At 62.4% G+C, this 13,502-nt stretch carries 13 protein-coding genes; 11 read left to right on the top strand and 2 right to left on the bottom strand.

Annotated elements, in window-relative coordinates; all coding sequences use genetic code 11:
• Positions 1–578: 578 nt before the first annotated feature.
• Both HZB60_06960 and HZB60_06955 read right to left on the bottom strand, forming a co-directional pair.
• Positions 579–1,622 carry a glycosyltransferase family 9 protein gene (locus tag HZB60_06960; GenBank protein ID MBI5059500.1) on the bottom strand — a complete coding sequence of 348 codons (1,044 nt, stop codon included), beginning with the start codon at positions 1,620–1,622 and terminating at the stop codon, positions 579–581.
• The gene (locus HZB60_06955; GenBank protein MBI5059499.1) at positions 1,595–2,446 is read right to left on the bottom strand and encodes a lysophospholipid acyltransferase family protein; all 852 of its coding nucleotides are present in this window, start codon (positions 2,444–2,446) and stop codon (positions 1,595–1,597) included. Before HZB60_06955 ends, HZB60_06960 begins: the two co-directional genes overlap by 28 nt.
• 147 nt (positions 2,447–2,593) lie before the next feature.
• Between HZB60_06955 and rsmB the strand changes: the two genes are divergently transcribed.
• The 11 genes from rsmB to miaA are packed head-to-tail and all read left to right on the top strand — an operon-like array spanning position 2,594 to position 13,469.
• Complete coding sequence (gene rsmB, locus HZB60_06950) at positions 2,594–3,946, top strand: 16S rRNA (cytosine(967)-C(5))-methyltransferase RsmB (protein MBI5059498.1); 1,353 nt, start codon at positions 2,594–2,596, stop codon at positions 3,944–3,946.
• Positions 3,947–3,994: 48 nt separating this feature from the next.
• Entirely contained in the window at positions 3,995–4,765 is a 771-nt protein-coding gene (locus HZB60_06945; GenBank protein MBI5059497.1) for a PASTA domain-containing protein, read from the top strand.
• Positions 4,766–4,780: 15 nt separating this feature from the next.
• The gene (gene rpe / locus HZB60_06940) at positions 4,781–5,443 is read left to right on the top strand and encodes a ribulose-phosphate 3-epimerase (GenBank protein MBI5059496.1); all 663 of its coding nucleotides are present in this window, start codon (positions 4,781–4,783) and stop codon (positions 5,441–5,443) included.
• A complete protein-coding gene (locus HZB60_06935; GenBank protein MBI5059495.1) occupies positions 5,437–6,066 on the top strand; it encodes an MBL fold metallo-hydrolase in 630 nt (209 codons plus the stop codon). Before rpe ends, HZB60_06935 begins: the two co-directional genes overlap by 7 nt.
• Positions 5,993–6,985, top strand: coding sequence for a tyrosine recombinase (locus HZB60_06930; GenBank protein ID MBI5059494.1), 993 nt, complete (start codon positions 5,993–5,995; stop codon positions 6,983–6,985). Before HZB60_06935 ends, HZB60_06930 begins: the two co-directional genes overlap by 74 nt.
• Positions 6,982–7,602 (top strand): site-2 protease family protein, encoded by a 621-nt coding sequence (locus tag HZB60_06925; protein MBI5059493.1) that lies wholly within the window; start codon positions 6,982–6,984, stop codon positions 7,600–7,602. Before HZB60_06930 ends, HZB60_06925 begins: the two co-directional genes overlap by 4 nt.
• Positions 7,599–9,053: a D-alanyl-D-alanine carboxypeptidase/D-alanyl-D-alanine-endopeptidase gene (gene dacB, locus HZB60_06920; GenBank protein MBI5059492.1), complete on the top strand. Its 1,455-nt coding sequence runs from the start codon at positions 7,599–7,601 to the stop codon at positions 9,051–9,053. The genes HZB60_06925 and dacB overlap by 4 nt, the downstream gene beginning before the upstream one ends.
• Before the next feature lie 6 nt (positions 9,054–9,059).
• A complete protein-coding gene (ftcD, locus tag HZB60_06915; GenBank protein MBI5059491.1) occupies positions 9,060–10,100 on the top strand; it encodes a glutamate formimidoyltransferase in 1,041 nt (346 codons plus the stop codon).
• Positions 10,093–10,767: a cyclodeaminase/cyclohydrolase family protein gene (locus HZB60_06910; GenBank protein MBI5059490.1), complete on the top strand. Its 675-nt coding sequence runs from the start codon at positions 10,093–10,095 to the stop codon at positions 10,765–10,767. The genes ftcD and HZB60_06910 overlap by 8 nt, the downstream gene beginning before the upstream one ends.
• Positions 10,760–12,541, top strand: a complete 1,782-nt coding sequence (gene mutL, locus HZB60_06905) for a DNA mismatch repair endonuclease MutL (GenBank protein MBI5059489.1) — start codon at positions 10,760–10,762, stop codon at positions 12,539–12,541. The genes HZB60_06910 and mutL overlap by 8 nt, the downstream gene beginning before the upstream one ends.
• Entirely contained in the window at positions 12,513–13,469 is a 957-nt protein-coding gene (miaA, locus tag HZB60_06900) for a tRNA (adenosine(37)-N6)-dimethylallyltransferase MiaA (protein ID MBI5059488.1), read from the top strand. The genes mutL and miaA overlap by 29 nt, the downstream gene beginning before the upstream one ends.
• Positions 13,470–13,502: the final 33 nt, after the last annotated feature.

Below are 13,502 nucleotides of genomic sequence, written 5' to 3'. Positions count from 1 at the left end.
CAGCCATTCGGCTGCCCGTACTTTTTGTTTTCGGCTCTCCCCCCACATCCTGTGGGGGAACCAAGGGGGGAGATCTTCGTAGCGCCCACCTTGGTGGGCCGGTTCAATCGTTCGTAGTGCCGCACGGGCCGCTTGCCTTGCGTCGGCATGTCTCTTTCGCAGTTGACATGCCCCGGTCTTCTTTATCGCCGAGCAGGGACTGTGTCCCTGCCCGAATCCCGCACTGCCGTAGCGGCGGCTGCCGAGCGGCTCTGAATCAAGGTCGGGATAACCCCGCGTGGTTGTCTGCTCGGGTCTCCCCCATATCCTATGGGGGACCAAGGGGGAAGTCTCCATAGCGTCACATGGACATCAGCTCTTCATTCAAACCTCGCCCCGCGCGGCGTCTCGTGCCCCGCTCGGGTGAAAACGTTGGACGTTCACAATGATTCAATTGCGCCTAAGCCATCCCGAGCGCAGATCCCTGCGGCGCTACGGAGATTTCCCCCCTTGATCCCCCCACAGGATGTGGGGGGAGAACGGACCCGATCGCGCACGGGTGTGGGACGCTACGAGTTTCCGCGTTCCTCGTGTCTGCCTCATCCCTCATCCTTCATCCCTCTCCTGACTTCTTCCCACACTCTTTCCACGCTGATCTGCTTCATGCACCACGCGTCGCCCTGCTCGTGCCAGCGGCAGTGCATGCCGCCGTGACCGTAGCGCGAGAGGCAGCACGGCACGCCCGCGTGCAGCGCGAGATGCGGTGGCGGAAACAAATAGTTCACTTGTGTGCTCCCGTACAGTGCGATCACGCGCGGTCCGCCCACGGCCGCGGCGAGGAACGTAATCCCCGTGTCATTCCCCAGTACGACTTCGCACGACTTGAGTAACCCGCGCACAAGCCCGAGCGGTTGTTGAATCGCCAGCCGCACTCGCGCCGCCGAGACTCGCTGCACCGATTGTGCTAACTCCGCTTCGGAGTCCCCGGCAAACACAATCACGCTACCCTTTGAAACCTGCAGCCACTCCTCAGCAAGCGTTTCGAACCGATCGATCGGCCACCGCTTGGTGCGCCACGCCGAGCCCACGACCAGACCCAGGATCGGGTGTTCCGCACCGCCTGCTTCGAGCCAGCCTGTCGCGGCTTGCCGGTCCGCCTCCGTAACATGAACCTCCGGCGCGACCGCCGGAATGTCTTTGGCGAATGGCCGCAGGAGTTCGAGTCTGCGTTGCACATGATCCGCCTGCCGTGCCAGATCGCCGTCAATCACATGCGTGAAGCAAGATTCAGCAAGAAACCCTCGATACCCGACCGAAACCGGCGCCTCCATCCAGCGTGTGAGCAGCCGACTGCGGAAGGAGGGATGCGCATTCAAGACAAGGTCGAAGCCCAGTGGTCTCAGCGTGTTCGCAAACTCCCGCAATCCAAACACGGAACGATGCCGCACTCGCTTGTCCAGTACATGAATCTGCGCGATTCGCGGATCGCCTTCGATCACGAGCAGCCCCCGCGGCGCGACCACGACGTGCAGCGCGCAGTCCGGCCAGCAGTGCTTGACGGCCCCGAACAGCGCGCTGGTGAACACGACATCGCCGAGCCAGGCGGTGTCGATAATCAGGACTCGGGCGGGCTTGATTTCCATCGCTTATGCATCCACGTCCATTGTTCCGGTGTCTCGCGAATCGCCGCTTCAAGCCGCGCCGTCAGCTTCGCGGTCAGCACGTCGGCGTCACAAATCCCCGTCGTATCCACCGGAGTCAGGCGAATCCGGTAACGCTCGCCGGGCAACCAGGTCGAGGTCGCAAAGATCAGCGGTGACCCCGTTCTGAGATGAAAAACCGCCGGTCCTCGTGGTGTTGACGCAGGCCTCCCGAAGAACGGCACGAACGCGCCCTCTTCATGGGCGTCTTGATCGATCAGGATCGCCACCAGCCGGTTCCGCTTGAGCGCCGAGAGCACGCCTCGCACCGCTTCACGACGCTTGATAATCTCCACCCCCGCCAGTTGGCGGTAGTCGTCCATCATCCGCTCAACCCGCTTATTCCGTTGCGTCGTAACGACGAACGAGACGGGCAGCCCCAATCGAGCGACAATCGACCCCATCAGCTCCCAGTTCCCGAGGTGCCCGGAGACCACAATGCCGCCTCGGCCCCGCGCGACCGCGGCCTTCAGGTGATCCATGCCCTCGATAAAGATCCAGTCCCCGGCGGCTTCAGATCTCAATTGAGGCAGGGCCGTGAAGGCGGCGGCGACCCGGCCAAAATGCTCATAGCAGCGCCGGCCGACTTCCCTCGCTGCCTCATTAGGCAGCTCGGGAAACGCCGCCTGCAGGTTGTTTAGGGTTACCACTCTACGTATTCCAACATAATACAACAACTTACCAATAATTGCTCCACATTGCGACCGAGATCGTCGGGGCAGAGCACGCAACCCGGCTACCAGGATCAGCGTCAAGGAATATGACAATATTTGTAAGATTTGTGGGCGCATTTGGAAACTGACATCCTGTCGGACGCGTGTAAATAAAGACAAATCCAGCGGATTGTCAAGCAGCAGGTTCAGGAGAACCTTGCGTTTTCCTGCGAAAATGATAAATTAGGAAGGACGGTTACAATGACGCACACTACCACAGCTCCGGTCAACTCGCGCGCCATTTCCGTAGATGCATTACTCGAATTCGAGTCCGGGGTCGAGTATGCGGACGAACTGCTTTCCCGGCACCTCACTTCATCGCAACTTCGCGGCAGCGACCGCGCGCTGGCGGCGGACCTGTTTTGGGGAGTAATTCGCTGGCGTGGCCGGCTGGATGGAGTGGTGACTCCGGTCTTTCACGGGGATTACCAGAAGGCGAATCCCCTGATCCGTGTGTTACTTCGGTTGGGGGCGTATCAGCTCTACGTGCAGGAGCGCATCCCGGACCACGCGGCGGTGAGTCAGACCGTGGAGATCGCGGTGCAGCGACTGGGGAAGTCCGCGGCTGGCTTAATCAATGCGATTTTGCGTCGGCTGGCGCGTGAGCGCGAGCGTTGGAATATTCTCGAAGCCGACACGGACGATATCGGCAAGCTGGCGTTCTTCCATTCGCATCCGCGTTGGATCGTCAAGCAGTTGGTCGATCAATTCGGGGAGGAGGCCGCCGAGCAGGCGCTGGAGCGCAACAATACCAGGGCACCGCTGACGGTGCGCGTCAATCTGCAACGCGCGTCGATCGAGGATGTGCTGGCCCGCATGCGCGAACGCGGAATCACGGCGGAAGTTTCTCCCTTGCTGCCGCACTATCTCCGCTTGCATCAGACTCCGTTGCACTTGATTCAACCGTTGTTGGATCGCGGCTTGGTGAACGTGCAGGATGAGAGTGGCGGCCTCGTTGTCGAGTTGCTGTCTCCCGAGCCGGGCGATCACATTCTGGACGCTTGTGCGGCGCCCGGCGGCAAGACGCTGGCGATCGCGGATCGCATGGCGGGGACCGGTCGGATTCTGGCGACCGACGTGGCCATTGACCGTCTCGAACTGCTGAAGGAGAACATCGTTCGTACGGGTCTGACTAATGTGGAATTTCGGGCGCAGGACGCGCGCGAGATGTCGGGAGTATATTTTGACAAGGTCCTCACCGACGTGCCGTGTTCAGCGCTGGGATTATTGCGTCGTCAGCCCGACGTGCGCTGGCGTCGTCGCAGTCATCACCTGCCCGCGCAGCACCGGTTGCAGTTGGAGATTTTGAGCAAGGCGGCGGAGACCGTCAAGCCGGGCGGCGTGCTGGTGTATTCCACGTGCAGCATTTTGCCCTCGGAGAATCACGAGATCGTCAATCAATTTCTGCATCAGTTCCCGGAGTTTCACAAGGAAGATGCGCGCGGGTTCGTCCCGGAGGCCGTGGTAAATGAGCACGGCGACATGGCGACCTTTTCGCATCTCCATGATACGGACGGAGCCTATGCCGCGCGCATGCGGCGATCGGCGCACTGAGCAACGGTCTGCCGGCGGCTGGCCGCCCATCCTGTATTTCGCACCTTCATGAATTGGCGAGTTAAACTTCGCGACGTCCTCTCAAGCGATTCGGCACAAATCACGCTCGCGGCGCTGGTCGCGGGCTTGTTTGTTTTCTTTTTGGTTGATCGCATGATCATGCCGCTCTATACGCGGCAGGGCAGTGAACATCCGGTGCCGCAGTTGCTCGGCTTGAACCGGGTTGAGGCGGTGCGACGCGCAGATTCCGCGGGCTTTCTGGTACTGGAAGAGAACTCCAAGCTGGCGGGCCGCGTGGCCGAGGGCACGATACTCGAGCAGCGTCCCTCCGCCGGCGCGCTGGCCAAGCCGGGGCGCAAGATTCACGTGGTCCCGGCCGCGGCGGCGGCCCGCGACCTGACACCCGACATGATCGGTCTGGACCTGCGCGATGCCCAGTTGCGCTGCAAGAACGCCGGACTGGTCAGTGGGGATGCCGAAGTGCGCTATCGTTTTTCCTCGCAGATGCCCAAGGGCCGGATTGTCGATCAGGAGCCCGCGGCGGGCAAGCCCGTCGAGCCGGGCGCCGCGGTCAGGCTCACGGTGTCGATGGGCATTGAACCGGAGGAGTTTTACGTTCCGGTCTTGATTGATCACCCCTTGAGTGAGGCGCTCGTGATTCTGCGCGAGTCGGGGCTCAAGCTCGGCAAGATCGTGCGCAAGGAGACGATGTTGTACGACCCGAGCACGGTGATCGGTCAATCAATCAAGTCGGGCGAAGCAGTAGAGCGCGGCACTTCGATTGATCTTGTCGTCGCCATTCAGGGAAATGCCGAATAGCAAAGGAACCCGCGATTGAGCTTTCCGCTCCGCATTGCACCGTCCATCCTGGCGGCGGATTTTCTTCAGCTTGGCGATCAAGTCCGGCAGTGCGAAGCGGCCGGAGCGACGCTCCTGCATTGCGACATCATGGACGGTCACTTTGTGCCCAACCTGACGTTCGGTCCGCCGCTGATCGCGCAGCTTTCCCGGGCGACGAGGCTGCCGCTTGATGTGCATCTGATGATCGCGGCGCCTGAGCGGTCGGTCGATCAATACGCCCGGGCCGGTGCCTCGGCGATCACGATACATCAGGAAGTCAGCCCGCATCTGCATCGCAGTCTCTCGCACATTCGATCGCTTGGAGTCAAAGCCGGCGTTGCCTTGAATCCCTCGACGCCGGTTGAGTTGCTCGAACCCGTGCTCGGCGAATTTGACTTGGTGCTGGTCATGACCGTGAATCCGGGATTCGGCGGTCAGAAGTTCATCGAGTCGGTGCTGCCGAAGCTCGAGAAACTTGCCGACTGGCGCGCGCAGGAATTGGGCAAGTATTCGATCGCCGTTGATGGTGGCCTCGACGAACGTACGGCACCGCTGGTGGTCGCCGCCGGAGCCGACACGCTGGTGGCGGGCACCGCCGTCTTCGGTGGGAATATCGCGGACAATTTCCGCAAACTCTGCCGAGCGGCCGGATGTTGAAGGTCGTGGCGCGGGTCGTCGGGGACTTTCAGATCAATACAATTCTGGTGTGGTGTGAGCGCACGCGCAAAGCCGCAATCTTCGATCCGGGTGGCGACTCTCCGGGGACGATCAAGCTGGTCGAATCCGAGCGGTTGGAACCCATCTATTTGATCAACACGCACGGCCATCTTGATCACATTGCGGAGAACGCGGTCATCAAAGCCGCTTTCGCGGGGCTGCCGCTGTTGATTCACGCGGCGGACCGTGCCATGCTCACCGATCCGCACAAGAATCTGTCCGCTTTTGTGGGTGGGAGCGTCATCTCACCGGATGCCGATCGCACGATTACCGACGGCGAGATTCTGCCGCTCGGCGAGGAGTCGCTGACGGCCTATCACGTCCCCGGTCATTCGCCCGGCTCACTGGTATTCTACTCGTCCGGAATTCTGATTGGCGGCGACACCTTGTTTCAGGGCGGCGTCGGTCGCACCGATTTTCCGGGTTCGAGCGACGAGCAGCTCTACGCGCACATTCGCTCCAAAATCTACACGCTACCCGAGGACACGATTGTCTATCCCGGTCACGGACCGACCACCACGGTCGGGATCGAGCGTCGAACGAATCCTTTCGTCCGCGGCTGACGTCGCCGGGATTGGCGATGTTCGCTCGTTTCTCGCGCAGTCGGCGCTCGAACACAATCTTAGCGCGCATACGCTGGAGGGATACGCTCGCGATTTGCGGGCGTTCCTGCTCTGGTTGCGGGATCGCGGCGCTTCCGTCGAGTCGGTTACCCGGCAGCGGATCGAAGACTACCTCGCGGCCATCGGCGCGCTGCTATCCGCGGCCAGTGTGGCGCGGCGACTGTCGGCCATTCGCGGCTACTTTGGCTGGCGAGCCGCCGAGAATCGCGCTCCGAACCCGGCCGCCGACGTGGAAGGTCCTCGCCTGCGGCGGGAACTTCCCGCGGTGCTTTCCGTCGCGGAGATCGATCACCTGCTCGCGTCCGTGTCCGGTGGGTCGCCCGAGGAGCGGCGCGATGCGGCGCTGTTCGAGGTGGCTTACTGTTGTGGCTTACGTGCCTCCGAACTCGTGGGATTGCGTCTGCATCAGTGCCGCGCGGAGGCCGGCGTGATCGTCGTTACCGGCAAAGGCAACAAGCAGCGCATGATTCCCCTCAGCTCGATCGCGCGAACGCGACTCCATGGCTACCTTCGCAGCGGGCGACCGTTGATGCGCGGCACGGACCGGGCCGGCAAGCCGCTTGCGTTGCCGGAGAGCGCGGGCAGTTTCGTCTTCCTGAACCGGCGCGGCCAGCCGCTGACGCGCTTTGGCTTCTGGGCGATTCTCAAGCGCCGGGTTGCCGCTTGTGGGATCGAAACAAGCGTCTCACCGCACACGCTGCGGCACACCTTCGCCACTCACCTGTTGGAAGGCGGCGCCGATTTGCGCGTGGTTCAGGAATTGCTGGGACACAGCTCCATTACCACGACCGAAATCTACACGCATCTGGATCGCACGTATCTGACCGAGGTGATGCGCACGTTTCACCCCCGCGGATGAACCGCGAGTTCTTGTATTTCATTCCGGGCTTCATTCTCGGCCTGACGCTGCACGAGTTCAGTCATGCGTTGGCGGCCACACGGCTGGGTGATCCCACGGCGCGGTCGGCCGGCCGGCTGACCTTGAATCCGCTCGCGCATCTCGATCTACTGGGTTCGGTGATGTTGCTGGTGGTCGGCTTCGGCTGGGCGAAGCCGGTTCCGGTCGATCTCAACTATTTCCGTTCGCCGCGCCGTGATATGGCGATCGTCGCCTTTGCCGGTCCGCTTTCGAACCTGGTGCTCGCGGTTCTGCTCGGTGCGGCGTTGCGGGCGACCGGCTTCCTCACGGGCGATCTCGCGGAAACCGCCGTGCGTATCGCCGTCTATGGGGTGTGGATCAACATCATCCTGGCGGTCTTCAACATGATTCCGGTCCCGCCGTTGGACGGCTCGCGCATCCTGCGCGGGATTATCCCCATCGAGTGGCAGGCCGGCTATTCCACGTTCGAGCGTTTCGGTCCCCTGGTGCTGTTCGGTCTGATGTTGCTGGCCAGCCTGACCGGCGTATCGATCTTTGGTCGCGTCATCACTCCCGTAGCGCGTCCCATCGCAAATTGGATTCTCGGCGGCGCATGAATTATCTCGCGGCTCTTCTCCTCCTGCTCTGTTGGTTCCGGCCTGTTTCCGCTCTCTCCCTTTCTGACCTCGCCGACAGTCTCCTCAGTCAGCCGCAATTGCGCGGATCTTCGTGGAGCATTCGCTTCGTCTCTCTTACCGGGGACTCCGTGGTCTTCGAACGCGATTCCGGTCGCATGCTGATTCCGGCATCCGTGGCGAAGTTGGTGACGTCTGCCGCAGCCTTTGAAGTCCTCGGGTCCGACTTTCGCTTCAAAACCGGCGGATTCTCCGTCTCGGCGCCCGATGCGGCGGGTACCTTGCATGGCAACGTCTATGTGCAAGGCGGCGCCGATCCGTTAATCGATCCCCGGCGGCTGGATTCCCTCGGCCATCCGGTGCTGGCGTCCCTCGCCGATTCCCTGTGGGAGCATGGCATTCGGCTGATTGAGGGCGATCTCGTCATGCGCACCTGGCCCTACAAGCTTGAATGCGCGCCGGACTTGTGGGAGGTCGGCGATGTCAATTCGAATTTCGCGCCCACGGTTGACGCCTTTGGCTACAACTCCAATGTCTGCCGCCTCGCGATTCTGCCGGGCGCGACCGTGGAGTTGCCGCCGGTCGTCGCCGTCGATCCGCCGTATGCTCCGGTTTCCGTGCGGAATGAAGTGGCGACCGCCGACGCCAGCGAAGAGGGTTGGCTGGATTATCACGTCGTTCCGGGCGACACGGTGGTAACGATTCAAGGCAAGATACCGCTCGGCGATGACGGCGAGTATCTGTGGATTCCGGTCCAGGATCCGGCGCTGTATTTCGGCGCGGCCTTTCGTCAACAACTCGATCAGCGCGGTATCATCTTGCGCGGCCAGCTTCGCGTGGACCGATCCGGCGAACCGCTGGGCGACGGCCGATTTCCCCTGTTCCAATACGAATCAGACCGGCTGGTCGCCGCCGCCTCGGTCATGAACAAGGAGAGCGACAACTTCACCGCCGAGTATGTTCAGCGTGCCGTCGCCGCCGCATCGGTCGGCGCTGCCAATGCGCGCGCGGGAGCCGATGCCGTTGCGCGCGTCCTGCGCCAGTGGGGGATTAACGGCAACGAAATCGATTTGCAGGACGGTTGCGGACTTGCCCGGCAGAATCTCTGTTGCGCGGGCGGACTGGTAAAGCTCCTGACGCTCATGCACCGTCATCCCGCCGCCGCGGATTTCATCGCGTCGTTGGCGGTATCCGGGGTCAGCGGCACAATGGCCCATCGCCTCGCTTCGCCGGAGATGGTGGGCAAGGTCCACGCCAAGACCGGTACCATTACACACGTGTGCTCGTTGGCCGGTTATTGTGTGACACAAGCCGGCGACACCCTGGCCTTCGCCATCCTCTGCAACAACTACCACGGCTCTCCGCATCTGCCGCGTGCCGCGCAGGACCGGCTGATCGAAGCGGTCTGCGTACCATGGCCGAATCCCGAATAGCAACTCATGTCTTCAATCGTAGAATGCGTCCCTAACATCTCCGAGGGGCGAGACCTCGCTAAGATCAACCGGATCGCCGGCGCGGTGAAATCCGTACCGGGCGTTCGACTTCTCGATGTGGACCCGAACGCGGATTACCATCGTGCCGTCATCACGTACGCGGGCGCGCCGGATGCCTGCGTCGAAGCGACATTTCGCCTGACCGCCGCGGCCTTCGCGGAGATCGACATGCGGACCCATCAAGGCGGACATCCGCGCAGCGGAGCCGTTGACGTGGCGCCGTTCGTTCCCGTGCGCGAGATCACGATGGCGCAGTGCGCCGAGCTTGCGCGGCAGTACGGTCGTCGGGTCGGCAATGAACTTGGCGTACCGGTTTACCTCTATGAAGCGGCAGCCGCGCGACCGGAACGCCAGAATCTGGCCAAGGTCCGCAAGGGCGAATACGAAGCACTGGAAGCGAAGCTGCGATTGCCGGAATGGACGCCTGATTTTGGACCGACGACGTTCGTAGCGCAGTCCGGCTGTGTGATTACAGGCGCTCGCTTCTTCCTGGTGGCCTACAACGTGAATCTGCGGACCGCGGATCTGGAACTGACCGAAGACATCGCTCTGCATGTGCGCGAGATGGGTTGGCCGATGACGGACACGAGCGGGCAAGCGCTGCTTTCCGCGACCGGCAAGAAGGTCTTCATTCCCGGACCGCTGCGTCAGGTGAAAGGCATGGGCGTGTACCTCGACAATGACCGCTTCTGTCAGGTGTCGATGAACCTCACCAACTACCTGGTCACCGCCCCGCACACCGCCTTTGAGCAAGTTGCGTTCGAGGCGCGCGGTCGCGGTGTCGAAGTCAGCGGCAGCGAAGTGGTCGGGTTAATTCCGCTCGAAGCGTTATTGCTCGCCGCTGAATATTACGTCTGGCGCGAAAAGTTGTCACGCCCCAAAGACGAACGAGCCGCTGTGGCGCTGGTTCAGGAACGCCTCGCGCTTTCTGCCTTCCGTGCATTTGACCCCGATACGAAAATAATTGAGTACGCTCTCCATGGCTGACATCACAACTCCGAACCCGGCATCATCGGTCTTTCCCGCGAAGCTCATCTATCAGCCGGTCGCGGGATTCGTGGAACAGATTGCCGCCAAGTCCGCGGCTCCGGGCGGTGGCAGTGCCGCCGCACTTGCCGGCGCCATCGGCTCCGGCCTGCTCACCATGGTCATCAATTTCACCGTGGACAAGAAAGACTACGCCGCCGTTGCGCCGCATCTGTCGCAACTTAAGCAGGTCACGGAAGAGGCTCGCGCCGCGTTGGTCAAGCTCGTTGACGAAGACACGGACGCCTTTAACCGCTTCCGGGTCGCGAACAAGCTCCCCGAACGTGACGACCCTGAGCGCGCGGTCAAAGCCGCCGAACTCGCGGCGGCGGCAATGGGCACACTGCAAGTTCCCCGGCGTACCATGCAGACCTGCCTGCGGGCCCTCGAGTGCGCGCTCGACATTGCCAGGACCGGCAATGTGAACACGGTTTCCGATGCCGCGACCGGAGCGGAGTTGCTGAGCGCGGGACTCGAAGGCGCGGCGGCGAATGTTCTAATCAATCTCCCCGGAATTCCCGAAACCGAGCGCCCCGCTTTGCTCGCCGAGGTGGCCGTGGCCCGCGGTCGTTCGCGCGGGATCGTGTCCGACGTCCGTCACGCCGTCGCGGAGAAACTGGGTGGGTAACATCCGCATCCTTCCCGAGCAGGTGGTCAATCAAATCGCCGCCGGCGAAGTGGTTGATCGTGCCGCCTCCGCACTGAAGGAGCTGATCGAAAACGCGCTTGACGCCGGTGCCACGCGCATTCAGGTGGTCCTGAGCGGGCACGGTCGCGAGTTGATTCAAGTCGTTGACGACGGCGGCGGGATGTCGCACGACGATCTGCATCTCGCCTTCGAGCGTCATGCGACCTCCAAGCTGAAACAGTCGGACGACCTCTGGGCGATTCGTACGCTGGGCTTTCGCGGCGAGGCATTGCCGTCGATTGCCTCGGTGAGTTTCGTCGAAGCGCGGTCGCGGGCCAGGGAATCGGCGAGCGGCACGCTGCTGCGGATTCAGGGCGGCGATATTATATTGGACGAGCCTGCCGCCATGCCCATCGGCACATCGCTCGCGGTCCATTCCTTATTCTACAATACTCCCGCGCGGGCGAGCTTTCTGAAAAGCCCGGCCACCGAGCTTGCGCATTTGATCCGCGTGTTTCGGCAATATGCGGTGGCCTATCCGGAAATCGCCTGGTCGTTCACGCATGACACTGCCGTGGAGTACACGCTCCCGGCCGGCGACTTCGAATCTCGCTTGAACGATCTGTTCGGCACCGGCTTCGCATCGAAAGTGCTGTGGCTGAAATTTGAGCAGGCTGGTATTCGGGTATCCGGTGCGGTCGGCTTGCCCGAGCTCTTTCGCAAGTCCCGCGGCGATCAGTACACGTTTCTCAATCGCCGGCCGATTCAAAGCGCGATGCTGCACTCAGCGGTAAAGGCCGCGCTCCGTGAGCAGCTTGATCCGATGGAGTGGCCGTTCTACGTGCTCCTGATCGAGCTCGACCCGACGCTCGTGGATGTGAATGTGCATCCCGCCAAGTCGGAGGTGAAATTCGCGGACGAGAAGCTGATTCACGCGGCGGTCTACCGCGCCGTCCGCGACGTGCAGCCGCGCCAGTTCGACGGGCTCGCGGCGGAAGTTCAAGCGACGGCGGCGGCCGATGCCTGGATCAGCCAGTTGCGTCCGCCGTCCGCCAGCACGATCCCGGATTTGTTCACCGCGGCTCCCGCTCGTCCCGGAATCACGTCACCCGCGGATCCGCGCTTCCCGGCGGCACCGGAACCGCCGCCTGACACGGAATCTCCGGCCGCGGGAGAACCGTCAGAGGAACCTCCCGTCCCGCTGCTCAAGCCCGCGATCTTTCAAGTTCACCAGAAGTACTTGATCTCGCAGATTCGCTCCGGCCTGGTCATCCTCGATCAGCACGCCGCGCATGAGCGGATTCTCTACGAGCGCGCCCTGCGCAGTTTCACGCAGCGGACGTTTCAGTCACAACAACTACTCTTTCCGGTTCTGCTCGAATTGAATCCCGACGACGACGCGTTGTTCAACGAATTCCGCGCCGACCTCGGCGAGCTTGGCTTCGAGATTCGCGACTTTGGCGCGCGCACATACAGCATCGAGGCCGTCCCCTCCGGCCTGCGGCGGGCCTCGGAGAGCGCGATGATCCCGGAGATTGTCGAGGAGTACCGCGAATTCCGCCGCGCCAATTTCACCGCGCGGGATGCGCTCGCGGCGAGCTTCGCCTGCAAAGCGGCGATCCGCACCGGTGATGCGCTGACGGCCGACGAAATGTCGGCGCTGGTCGATGAGCTATTCGCCACGCAGTTTCCTCTGACCTGCCCGCATGGCCGCCCGACGGTCATTCATCTCAAGCTGTCCGAACTTGACCGACGCTTCAAGCGCACCGAGTGACGGCGCGCTGCGCCTGCTGGTACTGACCGGTACCACCGCATCCGGAAAGACGGCGGTTTCGCTTCCCCTTGCCGAGGCTCTGCAAGGGGAAATTGTCTCCGCCGATTCGCGTCAGGTATATCGCGAACTCGAAATCGGTACCGCCAAACCGACCGCCGCGGAGCGCGCTCGCGTCCGGCATCATTTCATCGACGAACGCTCGATCCACGACCCTTGGAGCGCCGGCGACTACGCCCGCGAAGCTCGCGCCAGGATCGAGGACATTCTGGAGCGGGGTCGGACCGCGATCGTGGTCGGGGGATCAATGCTGTACCTGCGCGCGCTGTTGGATGGGTTCTATTCGGCCAACGAATCACCCACCGACTATGCGGACCTGCGCGCCGAACTGGCAGTGCGTGGCGAATTGGCACTGCACGCGGAGCTTCAACAGTGCGACCCGCTGCTCGCGGCGCGGACCCACCCCCACGATCATCATCGACTGCTGCGTGGCTTGGCCGTCTTCCGTCGCACGGGCGCGCCGCTCTCGTCACTTCAGCTGCGTTCGACCGAACCGCTTCGCCACGCGTTCGCGATCTTCTTCCTCTATGGCGACCGCGAACAAACGTACGAGCGCGTGAACCTCCGCGCCGTCCGAATGATCCGGGACGGTCTGGTCGAAGAGGTTCGCGCGCTTTACAACACGGGCCTGAACGAGCATAACTGCCACGCGCTGGCGACGCACGGCTATCGCGAGCTTTTCCCGTACCTGCGGGGCGAGCAAACGGAAGCCGAGCTGATCGCCAACGTGCAAAAGGCCGTCCGGCACTACGTGAAACGCCAACTCACCTGGTTCCGTCGCGAGCCGCGCGTGATCTGGATCGAGCGCGCGTTTGACGAGCCTGACGAGCATGTCGCGGCGCGGATTCTTGCGCGATTTCGCGCTTCGTAAGCTCCGAAACAATGAACCCGCCGTGATCTGGCG

The organism is candidate division KSB1 bacterium (assembly GCA_016214895.1).
GTDB lineage: Bacteria > Electryoneota > RPQS01 > RPQS01 > RPQS01 > JACRMR01.
Note: the sequence above shows the minus strand (reverse complement) of the source record. Positions and strands in the feature narration are given on the sequence as shown.

Bases quoted from the DNA above. Each gene is read 5' to 3' on its own strand.
- HZB60_06945 (MBI5059497.1), top strand. From the start codon at position 3,995: ATGAATTGGCGAGTTAAACTTCGCGACGTCCTCTCAAGCGATTCGGCA.
- HZB60_06935 (MBI5059495.1), top strand. From the start codon at position 5,437: ATGTTGAAGGTCGTGGCGCGGGTCGTCGGGGACTTTCAGATCAATACA.
- dacB (MBI5059492.1), top strand. From the start codon at position 7,599: ATGAATTATCTCGCGGCTCTTCTCCTCCTGCTCTGTTGGTTCCGGCCT.
- HZB60_06925 (MBI5059493.1), top strand. From the start codon at position 6,982: ATGAACCGCGAGTTCTTGTATTTCATTCCGGGCTTCATTCTCGGCCTG.
- HZB60_06960 (MBI5059500.1), bottom strand. From the start codon at position 1,622: ATGGAAATCAAGCCCGCCCGAGTCCTGATTATCGACACCGCCTGGCTC.
- HZB60_06910 (MBI5059490.1), top strand. From the start codon at position 10,093: ATGGCTGACATCACAACTCCGAACCCGGCATCATCGGTCTTTCCCGCG.
- ftcD (MBI5059491.1), top strand. From the start codon at position 9,060: ATGTCTTCAATCGTAGAATGCGTCCCTAACATCTCCGAGGGGCGAGAC.
- rsmB (MBI5059498.1), top strand. From the start codon at position 2,594: ATGACGCACACTACCACAGCTCCGGTCAACTCGCGCGCCATTTCCGTA.